Here is a 22,387-nt window from a genome sequence, read left to right as displayed (position 1 = left end):
ACGTACTTAATTTATCATTCATTACTGATGTTCTGGTCTCAACAAATCGTTGACAGTTTTCACTGGATTAAATGTAATTAATGGCACTTCTACGAATAAAGTATTCCAATCAGCCATTGCACCATTCCACAAGCCTGGCAATTCTTGTGCTTTTAAGTCTTTCCCACTTTGTGATTTTTGAGTAATAAAACCAGTTTTAGGGTCACGGAACTCTAAAAGGTTAAACTTATTACCTTTGTAATCTTTCAAAGTACAAATCAAATCAACTGGGTTGAAGTGAGTAGCCCCATCAAAAATTTCTTTTTGTTCTGGGTTTGCCAAATCAATTTGAGCCGATTCTACTACCTGAAGCGAACAAGAACCATCGGCATTTTCAGCCCAGAAAGGCCCACCACCTGGTTCGCCTACGTTTTTCACCATTCCGCAAGCACGTAGCGGTCGATTGAGTTTCGAACGGCAATAGGTTTTACGCTCTTCGAAAGTATAATCATCATATCCTTCAGGGAATTCTACACATAAATCAAACTCAATGAAATCTTCAATTTCTTCTACATCCTCTTCTTTCAAATCTGCTCCGTCCATCATGCTTAAATAAGCAAAAACAGCTTGTTGATAGCTCAACACTAAGCTTGCCAATGCTTTTTTGTAGATAATGGTTTGTTCTTTGAGAGAATCAGGCACTACATTATCAATATTTTTAATGAAAACCACATCCGCATCTTGGTCGTTGAGATTTTCGAGTAATGCCCCATGTCCTGCGGGACGGAAAAGCAAATCGCCATTACCAGTACGGAAAGGCGTATTATCAAGATTTACAGCAATTGTATCGGTCGAAGGTTTTTGTTCTGAGAAACTAATATCATATTTTACATCATATTTTGCTTCATAATCTGCCAAAACGGCATCAATTAAAGCAGTAAATTTGCTTCTGTGCTCAGGCGAAACTGTAAAATGAAGATTCACTTTACCACCAGCATTAGCATATTTTGCTCCTTCAACTAAATGTTCTTCGGCAGGCGTGCGAGTAAATCCATCGTATTTATGAAATTCCAATAACCCCTTGGGTAAGCTACCATAGTCGAGGCCATCGGGTGTAAGTAAATATTTCAAAACAGTCTTGTGGTCAGCCGACTCACTTCCGATACTTTTTATCAGACTTTTGTAAAAAGCAAATTCTTCGAGGCGTTCTAAAACTTCATTAGCCGATTTATCGATTTTGTTTTCTTCTAAAGCCGCAAAAAGCGATTTAAACATACGTGACGCGGCACCTGAGGCTGGCACAAATTTTAAGAGTTTTTTTCCTACAATTTGGTCATCGAAATCTTGTGCTAATTGTTTAGCTTTTTCATCGCCAAGCTGAATGATGCCATCATCAATGGTGGCAGCTCTAACCACATTCAGAAAAGGGAAGCCAGTTTTAAAATTCTCGATTTGCTCTTCAATCGTCTCTAAGTTAGCCCCACGGGCAGCAATTTGGTTAAGGTCTTTTTCGCTAAACATATAAAATGGTTGAATTTATTAGCCAACAATCAATTGCTTACAGGCATATAAATAATTGATTGTTAGGTACTTGTTAAAACAATTATAGTGTTCTTGGTGCATCAACTACTTTATTTTTATGATAGTAGCTGTTTAAAACGTAATTTTACGAAAAATTAAAATCAAGGCAATGTTTTTAGCTTGATTAATTAAAGTAATTTAGTCAATGGCAAATAGTTACAGTCTATAACGTATCATCGACTGTTGACTCTGGGCTGTTGGACTTCCCAAAAATCATGGATTCAATCGTTTCTCTTTTACACCAAACCCAGCAGGCTTCGTCAGCAGTACGCCGCCTATCTGATACACAACGCAGCGAATTACTCAATGAATTAGCAAGATTAGTTGAGCAATCAAAAGAGTTAATAATGGCCGAAAATCAGAAGGATTTAGACTTAATGGATAAATCTGACCCTAAATACGACCGTCTGTTACTGACCGAAAGTCGTATTCAAGGCTTAGCTGATTCACTAAGAGAAGTAGCCGTTTTACCTGATCCAACTGGCGAAATTTTATTAGAAAGAAATCTTGAAAATGGTTTAAACATAAAAAAAATAGCTGTACCGATGGGTGTGGTTGGCGTTATTTATGAGTCACGACCAAACGTAACTATTGATGTAGCCTCTCTTTGCCTACGATCAGGAAACGCCTGTGTTTTGAAGGGTGGAAAAGAAGCTTATTTTTCAAATCAATGCTTAGTTGGTTTAATTCATCAAGTTTTAGCAAAATTTGGTGTAAATAATGAAGCAGTTTTACTTTTACCAACCGATCGCAAGTTTACCGAAGAACTCCTCAAAGCAACTCGATTTATTGATATTATCATTCCTCGTGGTTCGGATTCACTCATTCAATACGTTCGTCAAAATTCATTAATCCCCACCATCGAAACTGGAGCGGGAGTAGTGCATACTTATGTAGAATCAACTGCCGATTTATCAAAAGCCAAAGAAATTATCGTTAATGCTCGTGTTTCTCGCCCGTCGGTTTGTAACTCTTTAGATTGTGCAATCGTAGATGAAGCGATTATCGAGCAATTTTTGCCAATGTTGGTGGAAGATTTCAAAAAGTGGAATGTGGGGGTTTATGCCGATGAAAAATCTTATGCTGTTTTTGAAAAACTTGCTTACGAAAATCTACACCAAGCTCAGCCTGAAGATTTTGGTCGTGAATGGTTAGATTATAAAATTACCATCAAAACTGTTAGTGGTTTTGAGGAAGCATTGGCTCATGTACAGGCCTATTCTTCTCGACATTCAGAAGCTATTCTCACTAATAATCAAATACTTGCCGAACTCTTTTTGGCCGAAATAGATGCCGCCGCAGTTTACCATAATGCTTCTACTCGCTTCACTGATGGTGGGCAATTTGGTTTAGGAGCAGAAATTGGCATTTCTACGCAAAAATTACATGCTCGTGGCCCATTCGCTCTCGAAAAACTCGTAACTGAAAAATGGGTCGTTGTGGGTGATGGACAAGTGAGATGGTAGCTTCGGCTTCGCTCAGCTACCGTTATCCCCAATAATAGCTCGCTGGCATTACTAAAAATCACTGGCTGAAATTACAAAAAATCACTCACTGACATTACTAAAAATCACTGACTGACATTCTCAATAATTGCTGGCTGATATTACAAAAAAACGCTCGCTGGGATTATAAAAAATCGGTGGCTGAGCGAAGCCAAAGCCCGATTTTTTGAGGTTTAATTCAGAAAATTCTCTACATTTGTCATAGAAAATATAACCTATGATACAATGAAAAACCTACCTGAGCAATTTGCTCATCCCTATTCTTTTGCCCCAAAGTTTAAGAAATCAGCTGTTTATTTTTCAATGGAGTTTGCCATCGACCAAGCTCTCAAGACCTATTCAGGTGGTTTGGGCTTCTTGGCGGGTTCGCACATGCGTAGTGCATACCAATTAAAACAAAACCTCGTAGGTATTGGTATTTTGTGGAAATATGGCTACTACGACCAAGTTCGAAATACCGATAATAGTATGGCTGTACAGTTTCGTGAGAAAATGTATAGCTTCTTGCAAGATACAGGCGTAAAATTCCAAATCAATGTTCAGAATCGAGTGGTTTGGGTAGCGGCTTATTTCTTACCACCCACAACTTTTGGTACTGTGCCTATGTTTTTTCTTACTACAGATACCGATGGTAATGATACTTGGGCTCGCTCACTTTCATACAGACTTTATGATGCAGATGCTTCGGTGAAAGTTGCACAATGCATGATTTTAGGATTAGGTGGTTGCAAGTTTTTAGATAAAATCAACTACGAACCAGATGTCTATCATTTCAATGAAGCTCATGCGGTTTCGGGGGTATTTCATTTATACAAAAAATTTGGTAATGTAACCGATATTAAGAAACGTCTGGTTTTTACTACCCATACACCCGAAGAGGCTGGCAATGAAAAACATGACATCAATATGCTTGAATCCTTGAATTTCTTCGATGGTGTCCCGCTAAATGAAGTGCGTAAGATTACTGGTATTACTGATAATATCTTCAACCATTCTTTGGTGGCTTTGCGTTTAAGTCGAAAAGCCAATGCTGTTTCAAAATTACACGGGGAGGTTTCTCGTAAAATGTGGGGAGGATATAAAGATATTTGCGAAATTACGCACGTAACCAATGCTCAAAATAACCTCTACTGGGCTGACCCAATCTTAGAAGCAGCTCGAAAAAAAGGTGATATCGAAAGAATTGTTTCACGTAAGAAGGAGCTAAAGGAAGTACTTTTCAAAACGGTAGCCGACCAAGCTGGCAAACTCTTTAAACCAGAGGTATTTACTATTATTTGGGCTCGAAGATTTGCAGCTTACAAACGCCCAGATTTACTTACCAGAGATCGTGAACGTTTTGAAAGAATAATGAAAAACACCAAATATCCTATACAGTTTATTTGGGCAGGTAAACCTTATCCGTTTGATGGTGGGGCTATCAATATTTTCAATCAACTTTATTATTTGAGCCATTTATACCCAAATATGGCCGTACTTACGGGTCATGAATTAAGCTTATCGAAACTCATTAAGGATGGTTCTGATGTTTGGCTCAATACACCGATTGTTACGCGTGAAGCATCTGGAACAAGCGGTATGACGGCTGCCATGAATGCCTCTTTGAATTTCTCAACATTTGATGGCTGGATTTGTGAATTTGCCAACGAAAACAATGCCTTCGTAGTACCAGATGCTCCACACTCGCCTGATTGGGAAAGAGACAGAGTAGATATACATAATATGCTTGATATGCTCGAAAATAAAATTTTGCCTATGTATTATGATCAACCAGAGCAATGGCAAAAAATGGTTTTGCAAAGTATGAATGATGTAAATGCTTTCTTTGATGCCGACCGAATGGCAACAGAATATTATGAGAAGGTTTATTGATGAAGTATATACAAAACCCTCTCATCAACGAGAGGGTTTTTATTTAAAATACTATTATCTTTAAGACTGAATTAATGTATAAAATATGCTTCGTGTTCCTTCTTCTATAAGTCCGAAAGAATTTGAATCATTGCAGATTCAAGACATGACTTTCGTGGCTTATAGAAACAATATTTATCCTTCAAAAAATGAGATTTTCTTTGAGGAACACGCCATTATTTATGTACTTGAAGGCGAGAAAAAATTCATTTCACCCACCCAAGATATTCATGTACAAAAAGGGCAAATCTTATTTTTTCAACGTGGCTGCTACTCAATGAATGAATCGATTGATGTCAATTACCGAAGTTTGGTTTTTTTCTTTCCCGAAAAACTATTGAAAGAGTTCGTAGGGCAAAATCTTAGTTTATTTGAAGATTTAACCGAAAATGCAATCGAACAAATTTTGAGTTTAGAAAGCAGCGAAAACTTCGATAAATTTGTCGATTCACTCATTCCGTTTTTCAGTACACGTACTAAACTCATGAATCAATTTTTGAAGCTAAAATTTAATGAATTAATGCTTCATTTAATTGAACTCGACCCTACCAATCAATTTCGACAAACACTCTTTAATATTTACCAAGGACAAAAGTTAGATTTAGCCTATTTTCTCGAAAACTACTATCTCAAGCCACTCTCAATTGCCGAACTGGCACAGATTTCTGGCCGAAGCCTTTCTGCCTTTAAACGCGACTTCGAACAGCAATTTCATACCTCTCCAGCCGCATGGATTAAAAATAAAAGGTTAGAATATGCCTACTTCCTGCTTCAAAACTCCCCAAAGAATGTTTCAGAGATTAGCCTCGAAATAGGTTACGAAAGTGTATCACATTTTATCAAAGCATTCAAAGAAAAATACGGTTTTACGCCCAATAAAATCAATTAAACCAAAAACGTTATTTTTTGGTCGTATTTCGTTAATCATTATTAGGTTATTATACTCAATTTTGTATCGCCTATTCCACACATACCTATGGCGGACAAATTTCAAAATAAATATCGCATTCCTTCGGCAAGGCATCCCCACTGGGATTACGGCACAAATGGGGCGTATTTCATTACGATTTGTACAAAAAACCGACAATATTTTTTAGGGGAGTGTGAAAAAGGTAAATTGAGACTTTCGACCGTTGGTGCGATTGTGCAGGGCTTTTGGTATGAAATCCCCAAACATTTTCCATTTATTGAATTGGGTGAATTTATTGTGATGCCTAATCATATTCATGGAATTTTGATTTTGAATAAAAATGGTATGGATGAAAATATCATTGAACCTAATGATAAAATTGCCCCCATCGACCCCGTAGAGACAGGGCAATATGTAGAGACAGGGCATTGCCCTGTCTCTACGGCGAAAAAACAAAAAACAAAATCGCATTAAAACAATTAAAATCAATATGTCAGCACCAAAAACATTATTTGACAAAGTATGGGATGCACACGTTGTTCGTAATATCGAAGACGGTCCCGATGTTTTATTTATCGACCGCCACTTCATTCACGAAGTAACAAGTCCAGTTGCGTTTTTAGGCCTCGAAAGTCGTGGCATCGGTGTACTTTACCCTAACCGTACATTTGCTACGGCTGACCACAATACACCAACTATCAACCAACACTTGCCAGTACAAGACCCACTTTCGGCAAATCAGTTGAAAGCACTCGAAACCAATGCTAATAAATATGGTATTTCGCACTGGGGCTTAGGTCATCAAAAAAATGGTATCGTACACGTAGTAGGGCCAGAGAATGGTATTACACTTCCGGGTATGACAATCGTTTGTGGAGACTCGCATACTTCTACTCATGGTGCATTTGGTGCAATTGCTTTTGGTATCGGTACATCAGAAGTAGAGATGGTTCTTTCTTCGCAATGTATCATGCAGCCAAAACCAAAGAAAATGCGTGTAACAATCAATGGTAAATTAGGAAAAGGAGTTTTACCAAAAGACGTAACGCTTTTCATCATCTCTAAACTTTCGGCAGCAGGTGCTACTGGCTATTTCTGTGAATATGCTGGTGAAGTTTTCGAAAACATGACAATGGAAGGTCGTATGACTGTTTGTAATATGTCGATTGAAATGGGTGCGAGAGGAGGTATGGTTGCACCTGACGAAACTACTTTTGCTTATATCAATGGCCGTGAACAAGCTCCAAAAGGCGAGGCATGGGATAAAGCATTGGCATACTGGAAAACGCTTAAAACTGATGAAGGTGCTACTTTTGATATCGAATATACTTTCGATGCCTCTGAAATTGAGCCACAGATTACTTATGGTACAAACCCTGGTTTAGGAACAGGTATTTCGAAAAATATCCCTACAGCTGCTGAAGTATTAGACGGTGCCGCTTCTTATGCTAAATCGTTGAGCTATATGGGTTTTGCTGAAAATGAGCAAATCATCGGCAAACCAATCGACTACGTTTTCTTGGGTAGCTGTACAAACGGTCGTATCGAAGATTTCCGTGCATTTGCGTCGGTAGTGAAAGGCCGCAAGAAAGCAGATAATGTAACAGCATGGTTAGTACCAGGCTCGCATATCGTAGAAAGCCAAATCAAAGAAGAAGGTATCTTAGATATTCTTACTGATGCTGGCTTCACACTTCGCCAACCAGGGTGTTCGGCATGTTTGGCTATGAACGACGATAAAATTCCTGCAGGAAAATACGCCGTTTCTACTTCAAACCGAAACTTTGAAGGTCGTCAAGGGCCTGGCTCACGTACACTCTTAGCTTCTCCATTGGTAGCTGCGGCGGCGGCTGTAACAGGTAAAGTTACTGACCCAAGAGAGCTTTTATAATCAAATTCTAAAGTTCACCACTAACGAACACTAAAGTATAAGTTTTCAGTAAGAGACTAAATATGTGGTTGTGTATCTAAGTGGTAAAAAATATTCTAAAAAATGGCATACGATAAATTTACAGTACTTAAAAGCACCGCAGTTCCGATGCCCATCGAAAATGTGGATACAGACCAAATCATTCCTGCTCGTTTCTTGAAAGCGACGAGCCGTGTAGATTTTGATAAAAACCTATTCAGAGACTGGCGTTATAACGCTGATGATACACCAAAAGCTGATTTCGTATTGAATAATCCTATTTATTCAGGCAAAATCCTTGTAGGTGGTCGTAACTTTGGTAGTGGTTCAAGCCGTGAGCATGCTGCATGGGCTATCTACGATTATGGTTTTCGTTGCGTAATTTCAAGCTTCTTTGCTGATATTTTCAAAGGTAATTCCCTCAATATTGGTATCCTTCCAGTACAGGTTAGCCCAGAGTTTTTACATAAAATCTTTTCTGCTATTGAGGCCGACCCAAATACTGAGCTTGAAGTAAACCTTCCAGAACAAAAGGTGACTATCTTGGCAACTGGCGAGTCTGAAGGTTTCAGTATCAACGGTTACAAGAAAAATAACCTAATGAATGGCTATGATGATATTGATTATCTTCAAGCTATGAAGGCCGATATTGCTGCATTTGCAGAAAAGAGTCTTTACTAAAAAGCCATTAGCTTTTAAATTTGGCTTTTAGCTGATTTTTAAAGGCTTTTGCTTATCATAAATGATATATCCTTATGAAAATGGCTTCAAAAGAAGACACCAATAGTCAACAGCAAATAGCGAAACGCAATCTTGAAATAATGGATACAACACTCCGCGATGGCGAACAAACCAGCGGAGTATCTTTTTCGGCTTCTGAAAAATTAGCCATCGCACAGATGTTGCTTACTGAAGTAAAAGTCGATAGAATCGAGGTTGCTTCGGCTCGTGTCTCTGAAGGAGAATTATTGGCAGTACAGAAAATCACAAATTGGGCAAAAGAACATCATTTGCTCGATAAAGTAGAAGTTTTAACTTTTGTTGATGGTGAAGCGTCGGTTAATTGGATGCTACAAGCGGGTGCTAAGGTAATGAATTTGCTTACGAAAGGTTCATTAAACCATCTAATACACCAATTAAAGAAAACACCTGAGCAGCATTTCGCTGAAATCGAACAAGTGATTTCTTTGGCACAATCGAAAGGTATTGATGCCAATGTTTACTTAGAAGATTGGAGTAATGGTATGCGAAATTCGAGAGAATATGTTTTTCAATTCTTCGATTTTCTGAGTACTCAACCTATCAAGCGAATCTTGCTACCTGATACATTGGGCGTACTTACCCCATACGAAACCTACGAATACATTAAGGCAATCGTTGAGCGTTATCCGAATCAACATTTCGATTTTCACGCTCATAATGATTATGACCTAAGCGTAGCAAACGTGATGGAGGCTATCCGTGCGGGCGTACATGGCCTACACCTAACCGTTAATGGAATGGGTGAGCGTACGGGCAACGCTCCATTATCGAGTACGATAGCCGTTATCAACGACTTCATGCCAGAAGTAAAAACACGGGTTGTTGAAAAATCGCTCTACACCGTTAGTAAAGTTGTTGAATCGTTTTCTGGTTTTGGAATTCCAGTAAATAAGCCAGTCATTGGCGAAAATGTTTTTACACAAACTGCTGGAATTCACGCCGATGGAGATAATAAAAACAATCTTTACTTCAACGATTTAATGCCCGAGCGTTTCGGACGTATAAGAAAGTATGCTTTAGGGAAAACATCTGGTAAGGCCAATATCGAAAAAAACCTACAAGAAATAGGTATTTCACTTTCGCCTGAAGAGGTAAAGAAAGTTACCCAACGCATTATCGAATTAGGTGATAGAAAAGAGGTTGTTACGAAGGAAGACCTCCCATATATTATCTCTGACGTATTGGATAGTGAAATGGTGGCTGAGAAAGTACACGTACTAAACTACGTAATGACACATTCGAAGAACCTTCGCCCTTCGGCTACCTTAATGGTGAAAATCGAAGAAGAGGTATTCGAAGAAAGTGCTCAAGGCGATGGCCAGTACGATGCCTTTATGAATGCCTTGAAGAAGATTTATAAGAAAAAACAGGTCGATTTACCATTTCTTACTGACTATGCCGTAAGGATTCCTCCGGGTGGAAAAACCGATGCTCTTTGTGAAACAATTATCAGTTGGGAGTTTAATGGAAAAACCTTCAAAACTCGTGGTTTAGATTCTGACCAAACGGTTTCGGCCATCAAAGCCACGCAAAAGATGTTGAATTTGATTTAATTTCAATTTATCAAAGTTTATCATTAGTTTATACCATTAAAGTATTTATTTTAAAATGGAATAAAATTTATCCTTTGATTACTACCAACCGTGGTATTCTAAGTGATAAAAATTAAATACAATCATGAAAAAACATATCTTAATCGTCCCAGGAGACGGAATTGGACAGGAAGTAACTGCCGTAGGTAAAAAAGTAGTAGAAAAAATCGCTGCGAAATTCGGCCATGAATTTACTTACGATGAAGCTCTTATTGGTCACGCTGCTATCGAAGCAACTGGCGACCCGCTTCCAGAAGAAACACTTGTAAAAATGAAAGCCTCTGATGCCATTTTATTTGGTGCAGTGGGCCACCCAAAATACGACAATGACCCTTCGGCTAAGGTTCGCCCAGAGCAAGGTTTATTGAAAATGCGTAAAGAATTAGGCCTTTATGCTAACCTTCGCCCAATCAAACTTTTTGATGAACTTTTAGAAGCCTCAAGCATTAAGCCAGAGCTTTTGAAAGGAGCTGATATTCTTTTCTTCCGTGAGCTAACAGGTGATGTTTACTTCGGAAAACGTGAGCGTATCGACGAAGGAAATACTGCTTATGATACCATGATTTATTCAAAATACGAAGTTGAGCGTATCGCACGTAAAGCATTCGATGCTGCCATGACTCGTGGAAAAAGATTGATGTCGGTTGATAAAGCAAACGTTCTTGAAAGCAGCCGTTTGTGGCGTGAGGTGGTGCTTGAAGTAGCTAAAGACTACCCAGAAGTACAACTCGAGCACCAATTTGTTGATGCCGCAGCCATGCTCCTTATCAAAGACCCACGTAAATTTGATGTGGTAGTAACGGGTAACCTTTTTGGTGATATTCTTACTGACGAAGCTTCTCAAATTGCAGGTTCGATGGGAATGTTAGCATCTGCTTCGGTTGGCGATAGTACTGGTGTTTATGAACCAATTCACGGTTCGGCACACGATATCACTGGCAAAGGAGTAGCCAATCCTTTGGCATCAGTTTTATCAGCAGCATTAATGCTTGATATTTCGTTTGGATTAAAAGCTGAATCTGAAGCAATTATTACGGCAGTAGATGCTACTTTAAAAGCAGGTTTCCGTACAAGAGATATTGCTGATGCAAATACACCAGCCGATATGATTCTAGGAACAGAAGCCATGGGCGAGCAAATTTTATCTAAATTATAATACGTTTTCGGGCGTAGATAATGATAAATCTACAATGGCACATCTTTTAAAGGTGTGCCATTGTTTTTTATGAAAGGGTTTTGCAACTCTTTTGTGTTATTAGAAAGAAATAATCTGTATTTTTGATTAAAATATCACCAAATTTAAAAAATGAAAAAAACAGTACTCGTTGCTATTATATTACTATTCAGCCAGTTAGGCTTCTCTCAAGCGTCAAAACCTGCAACCAAAACATCTCCTAAGCCAGCCGTACAAGGTATAAAACTAGCTTATGTTTATGAAGATTATATCTTACAGAACCTAAAGGAAACAAAGAATCTGCAAGCAGAGTTAGCCTCAAAAAGAGTTTCTTTCGAAACAAAATTAGAACAAAAAGCTAAAGTTTATCAAGAAGAATATGCCATCTATCAAGCAATGATGAAAGATGTAACCAACCTTACAACCGATTCACTTAATGCTAAACTCAAAAAAGTACAAAACTTAAAAAAGGAGGCTGAAGATTTTCAAGCAAATTCACAGGCTGAGTTACAAAAATTAGCCCAAGATAAATTCTTCGATATTCGAGAGAAAACCAATGCCGCAATCAAAGCAGTAGCAGCCGAAAAAGGTTACAAATTTGTATTTAGAAGAAATATGGATGCTAGCAGTGGTGAATCAAATATAACCATGCTGTATTCAGCAGATAATGGCAAAGATGACCTAACTGATGCAGTTTTAATAAAGATGGGCACAGTTCCGCCAAAAAAAGATTAAAAGAAGTTGCCTACAATCAATGAGGCTTCAAAAATCAAATGGCTCGAATTTAGTTCGAGCCATTTTCTTATTATTTATATTGTTCAATGATTCTGAATAATGCCTTTTGAGTATCTAAATTCGGGAAGAAATCATAAATCTGCGTATGGGCATCATAGTCCAAAATTAATCCAGTTTCAAGATATTTATAGGCTTCGTTATAGCTACCATCAAAAATCAAATAAGCAGCTGCTCGATAAAATAAATCGGCATCATCTGGCATTTCGCTTATCCCATCATATACAATCTCGAATGCTTTTCCGTATTGTCCTTGTTCGAAAAACAATAATGACCAATTTAACCAAATATCTGGATTCAGAGGGTCTATTGCAATAGCTTGGGTATATGCTTCATTACTCGAAAGGAAATTACCCAATTTCGACTCAGTATCTCCTAAAAGCAACCAATAGTCGGCATTAGCTTCATTGAGTTTAATCGCTTTTTGTGTAAATTGAATACTTTCTAACCACCTCTCTTGTTCGTATAAAGCCGAACCCATACCAAACCAAGCATCATCCCATGCTTCATCTAAGTTTGCTGCTTCTCGGTAGTTTTTATAAGCTTCGTCGTATTGTTCAAGTTTTTCGTAAGCGGCACCTAAATGGGTGAATACTTCTGCCGTTGGCGTTTCATATTTCAATACATTGATATAACATTCTTTGGCATCAATAAAGTTATTGAGATTCATGTAAGCATGGGCCAAATTGAACCAACCTGAAGCAAAATTCTCTTTTACCGTCACAGCATAATCATAAGCAAAAGCTGCATCTTTATGTTTACCTAAACGGCTATACAACATTCCTAATGCAAACCACGCAAAGTGAGAATAAGGGTCGTTATCAACAAGTTCTTTGAAATAATCTATATTTTCAGCCAATTTATTGGCTTGCTCTAAACAAAAAACCAATTCATAAAAAGCTACTTCTTCTTGAAACTTAAGTTTAATTGCTTTTTTATAAAAATGTGCTGCCTCTTCAAACTTTTGCCAATTTTGGTAGGTTTGTGCAAGTTGAAAATAAACTGTTTCTTTTTCATCCGATAGCAAAAGAGACTCACGAAAATACTCAACTGCTTCTTCATAATTACCCATGAGATTACAAATAATCCCCCTCATGTAAGTAATTTCATTATTATTTGGATTAAAAGTTGCAGCCAAATCTAAAACTTCCATCGCTTCATCAAACTGCTCATAATTGGCATGTAACTGTACTTTATCAAGAAGAAGTTCGAGTGAATATGGGTATTGCTGCAACCCTATGCGGCATGCTTTCATCGCCATATCCCACTTGCTATTATTCAAGTAGTATTCTGACAATTGTTCATAGGTCTCCTCATCGAAGAAAACTGCTTCTTTGCTTTTAAGCATTTCTTCAAAACGTTCGGCCGATGCTTTTACATCTGCGTCATCAAAACCATCGAATCTGTCACTGAATTCGTGTTGCATCTAGAATTTTTTACACTCAAAAGGTTCAAGTAGTCCAGCCTTTGGACCTTAGCGTTTATTGGTAATATTGTTGTATTTCTCATAAAGGTTTGCTAAATACTATTAATCAGTAATAGCTACCACTCAATAAAATTCACAAAAACAACGATTAAATGTAAATATTATTTATTAAATGTCAATAGTTTTCTGTAAATAAAAGTTCTTTTGGTGAAAGTCAAATGATTTTTACCCTTTGTGTAATTTCTCCTTTTGTAGAAAATTGACTACTCGACTAATCGTTTCATCAATGGGAGTAAAGCTAAAATTAATGGCTTTCTGAATCTTCTCATTTTTATAAGCAAATTTCGTGCGAGAGTTATGTGCAGTTTCTTTTGTAATAAGTGGGGCCTTTTTTGTGATGAATGCTCTTATAGCTTCTATACGCCAAAGAAGTTCGATTGCGAAGGGTGATAAGGTCTTTGAAGGGGCTTTTTTACCAAAATTAGCGGCTATTTTATTGAAAAACTCACGATATGTGAGTGTTCCTCCGTTGAGAATGAAGCGTTCTCCTTGAATATTTGAGCTCGTAAGTTGGAAAATTGCCTCAACTACATCCTTTACATCTACATAGTTGAAGTTGCCGTTGGTATAATATTTGTTCTCATCATAAACATATTTAAATAGTTGCGTGCTACTTTTGTGCCAATCTCCTTCACCCAAAATAATAGAAGGATTTACTACCAACACCGCAAGCCCTTCGGCTTCTCCACGCCACACTTCAAGTTCGCCTTCAAACTTCGACTTTGCATAATTAGAGTTCAGCGGAGAATCTTCCCATTTTTGTTTTTCATCAATCACGCCCCCATAGATTTTTTCTGAAGCAGAAGTCGGCCTTCCCAATGCTGCAATCGAACTTATGTAACAAAGTTTCTTAACTTTTTTCTCCAAACAAATATTTACCACATTTGCAGTTCCTTCCACATTTACCTTAAACATCTGATTGCGGTCTTTGGGTGCAAAAGAAACTAATGCGGCCGTATGAACGACAAAGTCTTGATTTTCGAGTGCTTTTTCGAGTGAAAAAATATCTAAAACATCACCTTCAATAATGCTGATTTTATAAAAAATATCCTCTAATAATGACAAATCACTTCCTGCACGACACAAGGCAGAAACCTGATAACCCGCTTCTACAAATCGGCGAGTAGTAGCACTACCTACTAAGCCATTGGCACCTGTAATAAGAACTCGATTCATGCGTTAAATCTTTATGAAGAAATATCAATAAAGAACGCAGATTTCTATGACTTCGGCTGATAAACTATGATTCTACAATCATAATGAATCGGTGTAATCGTAAAAATCTGCGTTCTATTACTATACAAAAAATTATCTCGAATAGTTTGGAGCTTCTCTTGTAATTTGAATATCGTGAGGGTGACTTTCTTTAATACCCGCAGCTGTAATTTTCACAAATTTAGCTTGTTGGAGTCCTTTGATATCGCCAGCACCACAATAGCCCATACCAGCTTTCAAACCGCCTACCATTTGGTAGATAATCTCAGCAGCACGACCTTTAAATGGTACACGACCTACAATTCCTTCTGGAACAAGTTTCTTGATATCATCTTCTGCATCTTGGAAATAGCGGTCTTTCGAACCATCTTCCATAGCTTCTAATGAACCCATTCCACGATAGGTTTTAAATTTACGTCCTTCATAAATAACCATTTCACCCGGTGCTTCTTCAGTTCCTGCTAAAAGCGAACCAATCATGATTGTGCTTGCTCCTGCTGCAATGGCTTTTACGATATCGCCAGAGAAACGAATACCACCATCGGCAATCACTGGAACACCATATTTAGAAGCCGCTTTGGCAGATTCATAAACAGCCGAAAGCTGCGGCATTCCAATACCCGCAATAATGCGGGTTGTACAAATACTACCTGGGCCTACTCCAACTTTAATAGCATCGGCACCTGCTTTAGAAAGTGCCTCGGCAGCATCGTAAGTAGCAATATTTCCTACGATAACATCAATTTTTGGGAAAGCCGCTTTGATACGTTTGAGAGTATCTATTACCCCTTTTGAATGGCCGTGTGCGGTATCAATACTTACCACATCTACGCCCGCTTTAATCAAGGCTTCTACACGAGCTTCAATATCTGGCGTTACGCCAACGGCAGCACCTGCAATTAAACGACCCCAACTATCTTTAGCAGCATTCGGGCGGTCTTTTTTCTTTAAAATATCTCGGTACGTAATCAAACCAATGATTCGGTTTTCTTTATCTACAATCGGAAGTTTTTCGATTTTATAATTACGTAAAATTTCCTCTGCTTCAGCCAAACCGGCTCCTTCGTGGCCAACAATCAGATTATCTTTGGTCATTACCTCAGTAATCGACTTATTTTGGTCAGTTTGGAAACGCAAATCACGATTAGTGATGATACCTTTTAACTTATTGTTTTCATCAATAATTGGAATACCGCCAATCTTAAACTCTTTCATGCTACGAAGGGCATCGCCAACGGTTGCAGTTTCTGGAAGTGTAACTGGGTCGATAATCATGCCGCTTTCTGAGCGTTTTACTTTACGCACCTGCTCAGCTTGCTGCTGGATGGTCATGTTTTTGTGAATAAATCCAATACCACCCTCTTGTGCCATTGCCACTGCCATTTCGAATTCGGTAACGGTATCCATTGCCGCCGAAATAAGTGGAATGTTTAATTGAATATTCTTAGTTAAAAATGTTTTAGTTTGCGTATCTCGTGGAAGTACCTCTGAGTAAGCTGGAACGAGCAGAACGTCGTCGTAGGTGAGTGCTTCGTAAAGCAACTTTGAAGAGTCTAACATAGCAAATAATTTCGTTTACTTATTTGCCGAACAAAATTACGGAAAATATTTCAAATCGGCAATTTTCTACGAAAAATTTAATTTTTAGGTAATGTTAGAAAGTAGTTCACAGAATGTTTGAGGAAACATTCTGTGAACTGTAAAACTACTCAATTCTCCATTCGCCGTTGCGATAGAAGTCTAGGATTTTCTTTTGTAATAAAAACTCATATTTGGCTTGAACGAGGTTTGATTTCGCTCTATCAAAGTTAGTTTTTGCCAGCATGTATTCTAAATAATTAACTGTTCCTGCATTGATTCTGCTTTCTACAGCCTTGATATTTTGCTCCAAAATACTTACTTGATTGGTGGCTACTTTATAACGCTCAGAAGCTGCTGAAAGTAATTGATGAGATTGCTCAATTGCCTGACGAAGCTGTAACTTAACAATATTTAATTGATTTTGGCTCAACTGCTTTTGCACCTTTACCGCTGATACACGTGGAGCGTTTTGTAAGCGGCCCAAAATTGGAATACTGACATTTAAACTTAACGAACCACTGCGAGTGCCATTGAGTTGGGTAAAGTAGTTTTCTGATTTATTTGATGAGGAATAAAAAGTGCCATAGCCACCCGATAAACTTACTTGCGGAAGATTATTTGCTTGAGTTGCTTTTAACTGACTATCGAAACTTTTTAAGCGGAGTTCGCCTGCTTTAATCTCAGGAAAATTATTGGCTGCTTGTTCGAATATATTTTCAATGCCCTGTAAATCAACATTATACACCAAAGCATCGTCTTTGAGGGCTTCAAAAGTAGCAATGCTATTGGGTGGTTGATTCATTAATTGAAAAAGTGTTAGCTTAGCTGATTTATTGTTGTTTTGGGCAGTAACCAACGCAAATTCATCATTCACTAATTGTGATTGTACTTGAAAAAGTTCAGTCTGTCCCACTACGCCTGCTGTAACTTGCTTGTTTACTCGTTCGACCTGAGCTTTGGCAGTTTCAACTTGATTTTTGCTTACTTCCAATAATTCTTGTGTTGCTAATACTTGCAAATACGCTTGAAGCACCCCAATGATGGTGCGGTTTTTTACGGCTTCAATATTTTTGGCTCCGGCATCACGTAATAATTCATTTTGACGAACTTGGTTTTTTATCTGAAACCCATTATAAAGCAACATAGACGCTTGTAAAGTAAAAAAGTTTGTGGTGTAAACTTGCTCAATGTAGGAGTTTGTAAAACGGTCAATACTGCGACCAACTCGCACATCTTGCCCTGTACCAAAACCAATTTGTGGATACATCGACGATTTAGCACGAGTAAGTTCTACATGGGCACTTTCGCCCAAAATCTGACTCTCTCGATACGTAAGATTATTTTTTATGGCAATATCTACACATTCTTTTAGTGAAAGTGCCTGCCCAAATACCAAGTTTTCAAAGCTACATTGGGCAAATAAAAGTATACTAATTAGCGAAGTTTTTAATAAAATATTTTTCATAAATACTAGAAATTATAAGCGTTCATCAAAAAAAGATTGCAATTCTCCTCCTAAGATTAAGGTGCATCTATCCAACCATCTTTTAATCTTATAATTCTATTTCCATATTCGGCATTAACTTCGGAATGGGTTACTTGTACGATAGTTACCCCATCTTTTTGGTTCAATTCACGAAATAACTCCATAATTTGTTGAGCTTGCTCAGAGTGAAGATTTCCTGTTGGCTCATCGGCGAAGATAATTTTAGGTTCGGCAACAATTGCTCTGGCAATACCCACAAGTTGTTGCTGCCCACCCGAAAGTTGCGACGGGAAAAGGTCTTTTTTTGCTACGATATTAAAGCGGTCGAGTACATCAGCCACTCGGCTTTTACGCTCTGACGAAGACTGCCCTTTATAAAGAAGTGGTGTTTCGATGTTTTCATAAACCGTAAGTTCATCAATTAAATGATAGGCCTGAAAAACAAAACCAATGCTACTACGATGTAGCTCGGTGCGTTTCTTTTCGGAAAGCTTCTGAACCGATGTTTCTTCTAATAAATATTCTCCTTCTGAGGCTTCTTCGAGTAATCCTAAGATATGAAGAAGGGTTGATTTTCCCGACCCTGAAGGCCCCATGATTGAAACAAATTCTCCTTGATTGATATCAAGATTAATGTTTCTTAGCACATATGTTTTGCCAAATCCTGCGGGATAATACTTAGAAATATTTCGTAGTTGAATCATTGGTTTTGTTTACTGGTCTATTGCCATCTACATCTTTTGCTTCAACTGCAAATAATCGAGAAAATAGATGACTTTTATTGATAAATTATTATTCTGATCGCTTTGTAAGGTATTTTGGAAGTTTTCAAAGTAACGTGTATTGGCAATATCTGAACTCATAAAGCCCGCATCTTTCCAAACTACATTCAAGAAACTTCCGGGGGCAAACTGCCAAGTATAAACCATGTCAATATTAAAGTAATTTACATTTCGGTTATACTTTTCTGTCAAGCCCGTTTTGGTACTTAAAGAGCCATCTTTATTGAGCGAATAAAACTCTTTGTTATCTACTACACTTACGTAATGTCGGGCTCTAAATGTTAGTCCCATTTTATTGGTAAAACTATACTTAAGATTCAATACATTATCGACAGTGCTTACCTTTCTAACGGCAAATAGAATATCATTTTCGCTCAATGTTGTTGTATACCCTAAACTTCTTGGACGAGGCATGAAGCCAATTTGGTGTTCAATCGAAAACTTACTATTGAAACGATATTTCTGACTCAATGAAATATCTGTTCCGCTTAGGTTGTAAAAATTCAAGAAAATACGCTCAAAAAACTCTGCACTTACTGAGTACTTCTTGGCCGCATTTGTTTCTATCCAACTACCAAACGCCACACTTTTTCCACGTTTATACACATGTCCCATGGTACGAGGCTCATAGAAATCATTCTGAGCTGGATTAAAGTTGGCAAACATACCAAACCAAATCAATTTCTTCGTTTGGGCATTCAGGTTGAAGTTGATACGAGCATTTTGGTATTTACTTTTTATATCACCAATTGGAGCATATAAATTACTCAAACCTCCATTAATATTAAAGAAAAGTCGGTTATACCAACCCTTAGGTTCTGTATATCGGTAGCCTATATAAAAGTTATGATTGATGAAGTTATTATTGGTAAAATACCCCAAATCATTGCTGGTATACTTAGTATCAGTAAGTGATTGCGAAACATTAAAATTAAAACGTCCACTGGTTTTACCGACACTCAATGTATGGCTATATCCTAAAGAATTTTCACTATCGGGAGTTTTATATTTCAGGTAACTCGTCGAAGCATTTCCCGAAATATTATAAGTGTTTTTCTTATCATTAAAACTAAAAAGTGCAGCACTTACATTAGCATTATAATCATTTCCACCTCTTGTAACATTAGTATTGATAAAACTTACACTCGAATTATGCTTGAAAGTTTGGTCAAGTACGAAAAGATTATAATTCGTAGTAGGATTGGTTTGAAACTTACGAATTTCACCAGTTTCGATATTCTCAATAGTAGCATATTGAGCTTGCGTGATGGCGTTTAAAACCCCAACTCCTAAACCATTTTTAGTTCGCCCCGATATTTTAGAAGCATTAATTAACTTTGCTTCTGTAGGATTTTTCAACATTCTTTCATTTGATTTTACATCGTCATAAGCATCATAAAGATGAATAGGCGTGCCACCAATACGGCGAGAATAAAACAAATTCCCTTTGTTGAAAAGCTCAGTACCTTCCGTAAAAAAAGAACGATATTCGTTGAATTTCACCTCAAAAGGCGTAAGATTCAACACTTTGTTATCGCTTTGCACTTGTCCAAAGTCAGGAATCAAAGTTGCATCAAGCGTAAAAGCTTGATTGATACCTAACTTTAAATCCAAACCTCCCGAAACCTGATTTGTCCAATTTTTTTGTTCTGTTGTATTACTCGGAAAATGATTTGCATATACCGAAAAATACGGAAACAGCTGCAAACGTAGTGGTGGCTTAATATCAGAAATACCTGTCCATTGTCCTTCTTGAGTCAAGAATCCATTCACATTGGGGTTAATGGCATTCCAAGTATATTGTTGCTCAGTTTTTCGCCTTCTTCGGGTAATATTTAAGCCCCAATTTTGCACTTTATCTTTGCTAAAACGAATGGCCGAATAAGGCAAAAACATTTCAAAACTCCAGCCTTTGTCATGAATCACCACTGCACTTTTCCACACAGCATTCCAACTAAAATCTTCACCTCCATTATTATCATTCTGGTTGGGTGTCATTTTGGCATCCCACTGTTCGCCGAGTGGTGTAACGAAATACTCAAAACCATTAAGTTTGTCATTATAAGTATCGAAAATTAAACCAATATAATCGTTCATTCCGAAACCATCTCGTCCTGCCAATTCCTTCGCAATGCTATCTACATTTCGTTCGAAGCAAGTGCCGCCAAAATAAATCCCAGCGTCATCATACATCAAAAAAGTTTCGGTATGATTTCCCTTCTCTTCTTTTCGACCAATCACAGGTCGAAATTCAGTGTAATCATCAGCTTTGGCGGCATCTTGCCAAGCCAAGTCATTCAGTTTACCATCAATGATTACGGGTTTGTTTGTACGTTTGGCAGGAAGCGAACGGGGTGTTGTTGCTTGGGCAAACGAGTAGTGTACACTGATGCAAAACTGCACCAGAAATAGTAAAAATAGCTTTTTCATAATTGTTGTTTTTGTATAGTTCTGTGCTTGGGGCACAAAACTACCAGTAATTGTCGTTTGGTAGGTATTAATAAAAGTTAACAAAACTGTTTTTAACATTTATTAAGCAATTATGAATACCTACTTACTTTGAAAAGGTTACAAAAAGTAATTTCGGAAACGACAATCTTTTTTCATAAAAGTTGCATGGACGATATTTTTTTCTTGAAATTTTGACTATCAAATTGATACTTCAATCTTTTAGTTTATTCATTTAATCGTCAGGCAAAAAAGCTTTTTCATAATTTTGTGTATTACTGTCCAAACCCTAAATTAAACAGCAATACCTATATGCCAAAACTTATGCCATAAACATAACTAATTGATTATCAATAATTTTACTCTTAACGCAAAAATAAAATTGTCCGAAAACGGACAAGTCAAGTACGCCTTCGGACAAAGAGTCAAGTATCGTTTGCCTGCCTTATTATTACCCACAATTGTATCTTTTCGGAAACAAACGTATATTTGAAGAGTGAGAAAATTATGAAAAAGTACTACAAAAATGAACCGTATCGACCGCCTCTTTGGAATTTTAACCTTATTACAATCAAGAAAATATGTTTCGGCTGAGAAGATTGCTGAAAAATTTAAAATCAGTGTTCGAACAGTCTATCGAGATTTAAAAGCTTTGTGCGAATCAGGGATTCCACTGAGTTTCGAACCCAACAAAGGATACTTTGTAATGCAGGGTTATTTTCTTCCACCGATTGCTTTATCTACTGAAGAAGCCAATGCCCTTTTATTAACCGAATCGTTGGTTTATGGCTTTACTGATAAATCTATTCAAAAACATTACACTAACGCACTCAACAAAATAAAGTCGATTTTACCTTCTCAACAAAAAGAAAAAGCCGAGTTTCTAACCAATAATATCAAATATCAAGTACCTGAACGACTTACGCAAGATTACGAACACCTTTCAATTCTACAACATACCATTGCCTCTAAGACCATTATTTCTTTTTCGTATCGCAATAACAAAGATGAATCTAGCCACCGACAAGCTGAGCCAATCGGGCTCATTTTTTATGCTTTCGGATGGCATTTAATTGCGTGGTGCCACAAACGCAATGGATACCGTGATTTTAATGTTTCAAGAATGTCGAAAATTGAAGATACTTACAAGCCTTTCAAGAAAACTGACCACATTGAAGTGAGTGAATATATGCCTCAGATTCCGGTGAATTATTAATTTTTTGTTTGCGAAAAAATTCTTCTAAACACACTGACATAGGGTTGTCAGTAGGACA

17 protein-coding genes are annotated in these 22,387 nt (G+C 37.5%); 10 read left to right on the top strand and 7 right to left on the bottom strand.

Annotated features, from left to right (window positions below; translation table 11 throughout):
• Positions 1–21: 21 nt before the first annotated feature.
• Complete coding sequence (locus EMTOL_RS06900; RefSeq protein WP_015028555.1) at positions 22–1,500, bottom strand: DUF4301 family protein; 1,479 nt, start codon at positions 1,498–1,500, stop codon at positions 22–24.
• A gap of 275 nt (positions 1,501–1,775) precedes the next feature.
• On the opposite strand from EMTOL_RS06900, the gene EMTOL_RS06895 reads away from it, so the two are divergent.
• The 9 genes from EMTOL_RS06895 to EMTOL_RS06855 all read left to right on the top strand — a co-directional run bounded on the left by EMTOL_RS06895 (position 1,776) and on the right by EMTOL_RS06855 (position 12,058).
• Positions 1,776–3,026: a glutamate-5-semialdehyde dehydrogenase gene (locus tag EMTOL_RS06895; protein ID WP_015028554.1), complete on the top strand. Its 1,251-nt coding sequence runs from the start codon at positions 1,776–1,778 to the stop codon at positions 3,024–3,026.
• Positions 3,027–3,290: 264 nt separating this feature from the next.
• Positions 3,291–4,937: an alpha-glucan family phosphorylase gene (gene glgP / locus EMTOL_RS06890; RefSeq protein WP_015028553.1), complete on the top strand. Its 1,647-nt coding sequence runs from the start codon at positions 3,291–3,293 to the stop codon at positions 4,935–4,937.
• Positions 4,938–5,022: 85 nt separating this feature from the next.
• A complete protein-coding gene (locus EMTOL_RS06885) occupies positions 5,023–5,865 on the top strand; it encodes a helix-turn-helix transcriptional regulator (protein ID WP_015028552.1) in 843 nt (280 codons plus the stop codon).
• Between the two features lie 87 nt (positions 5,866–5,952).
• Positions 5,953–6,360, top strand: a complete 408-nt coding sequence (locus tag EMTOL_RS06880) for a transposase (RefSeq protein WP_015028551.1) — start codon at positions 5,953–5,955, stop codon at positions 6,358–6,360.
• 16 nt (positions 6,361–6,376) lie between these two features.
• On the top strand, positions 6,377–7,777 hold the full coding sequence (gene leuC / locus EMTOL_RS06875) for a 3-isopropylmalate dehydratase large subunit (RefSeq protein WP_015028550.1): 1,401 nt from the start codon (positions 6,377–6,379) through the stop codon (positions 7,775–7,777).
• A gap of 102 nt (positions 7,778–7,879) precedes the next feature.
• The gene (gene leuD, locus EMTOL_RS06870) at positions 7,880–8,476 is read left to right on the top strand and encodes a 3-isopropylmalate dehydratase small subunit (protein WP_015028549.1); all 597 of its coding nucleotides are present in this window, start codon (positions 7,880–7,882) and stop codon (positions 8,474–8,476) included.
• Between the two features lie 74 nt (positions 8,477–8,550).
• On the top strand, positions 8,551–10,110 hold the full coding sequence (locus tag EMTOL_RS06865) for a hydroxymethylglutaryl-CoA lyase-like TIM-barrel protein (protein ID WP_015028548.1): 1,560 nt from the start codon (positions 8,551–8,553) through the stop codon (positions 10,108–10,110).
• A gap of 124 nt (positions 10,111–10,234) precedes the next feature.
• Positions 10,235–11,305, top strand: coding sequence for a 3-isopropylmalate dehydrogenase (gene leuB / locus EMTOL_RS06860; RefSeq protein ID WP_015028547.1), 1,071 nt, complete (start codon positions 10,235–10,237; stop codon positions 11,303–11,305).
• Between the two features lie 150 nt (positions 11,306–11,455).
• Positions 11,456–12,058: an OmpH/Skp family outer membrane protein gene (locus EMTOL_RS06855; protein ID WP_015028546.1), complete on the top strand. Its 603-nt coding sequence runs from the start codon at positions 11,456–11,458 to the stop codon at positions 12,056–12,058.
• A 70-nt stretch (positions 12,059–12,128) separates the two neighbouring features.
• Here the strand turns inward: EMTOL_RS06855 and EMTOL_RS06850 are convergent, their stop codons facing one another.
• The 6 genes from EMTOL_RS06850 to EMTOL_RS06825 form a co-directional block, all read right to left on the bottom strand.
• Positions 12,129–13,541 carry a tetratricopeptide repeat protein gene (locus EMTOL_RS06850; RefSeq protein ID WP_015028545.1) on the bottom strand — a complete coding sequence of 471 codons (1,413 nt, stop codon included), beginning with the start codon at positions 13,539–13,541 and terminating at the stop codon, positions 12,129–12,131.
• Positions 13,542–13,766: 225 nt separating this feature from the next.
• The gene (locus EMTOL_RS06845) at positions 13,767–14,777 is read right to left on the bottom strand and encodes an NAD-dependent epimerase/dehydratase family protein (RefSeq protein ID WP_015028544.1); all 1,011 of its coding nucleotides are present in this window, start codon (positions 14,775–14,777) and stop codon (positions 13,767–13,769) included.
• A gap of 132 nt (positions 14,778–14,909) precedes the next feature.
• The gene (gene guaB, locus EMTOL_RS06840; RefSeq protein WP_015028543.1) at positions 14,910–16,376 is read right to left on the bottom strand and encodes an IMP dehydrogenase; all 1,467 of its coding nucleotides are present in this window, start codon (positions 16,374–16,376) and stop codon (positions 14,910–14,912) included.
• A gap of 145 nt (positions 16,377–16,521) precedes the next feature.
• The gene (locus tag EMTOL_RS06835; protein ID WP_015028542.1) at positions 16,522–17,862 is read right to left on the bottom strand and encodes a TolC family protein; all 1,341 of its coding nucleotides are present in this window, start codon (positions 17,860–17,862) and stop codon (positions 16,522–16,524) included.
• A 56-nt stretch (positions 17,863–17,918) separates the two neighbouring features.
• Positions 17,919–18,587: an ABC transporter ATP-binding protein gene (locus EMTOL_RS06830; RefSeq protein WP_015028541.1), complete on the bottom strand. Its 669-nt coding sequence runs from the start codon at positions 18,585–18,587 to the stop codon at positions 17,919–17,921.
• A gap of 27 nt (positions 18,588–18,614) precedes the next feature.
• Positions 18,615–21,095 carry a DUF5916 domain-containing protein gene (locus EMTOL_RS06825; protein WP_041693971.1) on the bottom strand — a complete coding sequence of 827 codons (2,481 nt, stop codon included), beginning with the start codon at positions 21,093–21,095 and terminating at the stop codon, positions 18,615–18,617.
• A gap of 544 nt (positions 21,096–21,639) precedes the next feature.
• On the opposite strand from EMTOL_RS06825, the gene EMTOL_RS06820 reads away from it, so the two are divergent.
• Positions 21,640–22,329, top strand: a complete 690-nt coding sequence (locus tag EMTOL_RS06820) for a helix-turn-helix transcriptional regulator (protein WP_015028539.1) — start codon at positions 21,640–21,642, stop codon at positions 22,327–22,329.
• Positions 22,330–22,387: the final 58 nt, after the last annotated feature.

Source organism: Emticicia oligotrophica DSM 17448 (assembly GCF_000263195.1).
GTDB lineage: Bacteria > Bacteroidota > Bacteroidia > Cytophagales > Spirosomataceae > Emticicia > Emticicia oligotrophica.
This window is presented reverse-complemented; position numbering and strand designations above follow the sequence as displayed.

Coding starts and splice junctions, on each gene's coding strand:
- EMTOL_RS06900 (WP_015028555.1), bottom strand. CDS start 1,500: ATGTTTAGCGAAAAAGACCTTAACCAAATTGCTGCCCGTGGGGCTAAC.
- EMTOL_RS06895 (WP_015028554.1), top strand. CDS start 1,776: ATGGATTCAATCGTTTCTCTTTTACACCAAACCCAGCAGGCTTCGTCA.
- glgP (WP_015028553.1), top strand. CDS start 3,291: ATGAAAAACCTACCTGAGCAATTTGCTCATCCCTATTCTTTTGCCCCA.
- EMTOL_RS06885 (WP_015028552.1), top strand. CDS start 5,023: ATGCTTCGTGTTCCTTCTTCTATAAGTCCGAAAGAATTTGAATCATTG.
- EMTOL_RS06880 (WP_015028551.1), top strand. CDS start 5,953: ATGGCGGACAAATTTCAAAATAAATATCGCATTCCTTCGGCAAGGCAT.
- leuC (WP_015028550.1), top strand. CDS start 6,377: ATGTCAGCACCAAAAACATTATTTGACAAAGTATGGGATGCACACGTT.
- leuD (WP_015028549.1), top strand. CDS start 7,880: ATGGCATACGATAAATTTACAGTACTTAAAAGCACCGCAGTTCCGATG.
- EMTOL_RS06865 (WP_015028548.1), top strand. CDS start 8,551: ATGAAAATGGCTTCAAAAGAAGACACCAATAGTCAACAGCAAATAGCG.
- leuB (WP_015028547.1), top strand. CDS start 10,235: ATGAAAAAACATATCTTAATCGTCCCAGGAGACGGAATTGGACAGGAA.
- EMTOL_RS06855 (WP_015028546.1), top strand. CDS start 11,456: ATGAAAAAAACAGTACTCGTTGCTATTATATTACTATTCAGCCAGTTA.
- EMTOL_RS06850 (WP_015028545.1), bottom strand. CDS start 13,541: ATGCAACACGAATTCAGTGACAGATTCGATGGTTTTGATGACGCAGAT.
- EMTOL_RS06845 (WP_015028544.1), bottom strand. CDS start 14,777: ATGAATCGAGTTCTTATTACAGGTGCCAATGGCTTAGTAGGTAGTGCT.
- guaB (WP_015028543.1), bottom strand. CDS start 16,376: ATGTTAGACTCTTCAAAGTTGCTTTACGAAGCACTCACCTACGACGAC.
- EMTOL_RS06835 (WP_015028542.1), bottom strand. CDS start 17,862: ATGAAAAATATTTTATTAAAAACTTCGCTAATTAGTATACTTTTATTT.
- EMTOL_RS06830 (WP_015028541.1), bottom strand. CDS start 18,587: ATGATTCAACTACGAAATATTTCTAAGTATTATCCCGCAGGATTTGGC.
- EMTOL_RS06825 (WP_041693971.1), bottom strand. CDS start 21,095: ATGAAAAAGCTATTTTTACTATTTCTGGTGCAGTTTTGCATCAGTGTA.
- EMTOL_RS06820 (WP_015028539.1), top strand. CDS start 21,640: ATGAACCGTATCGACCGCCTCTTTGGAATTTTAACCTTATTACAATCA.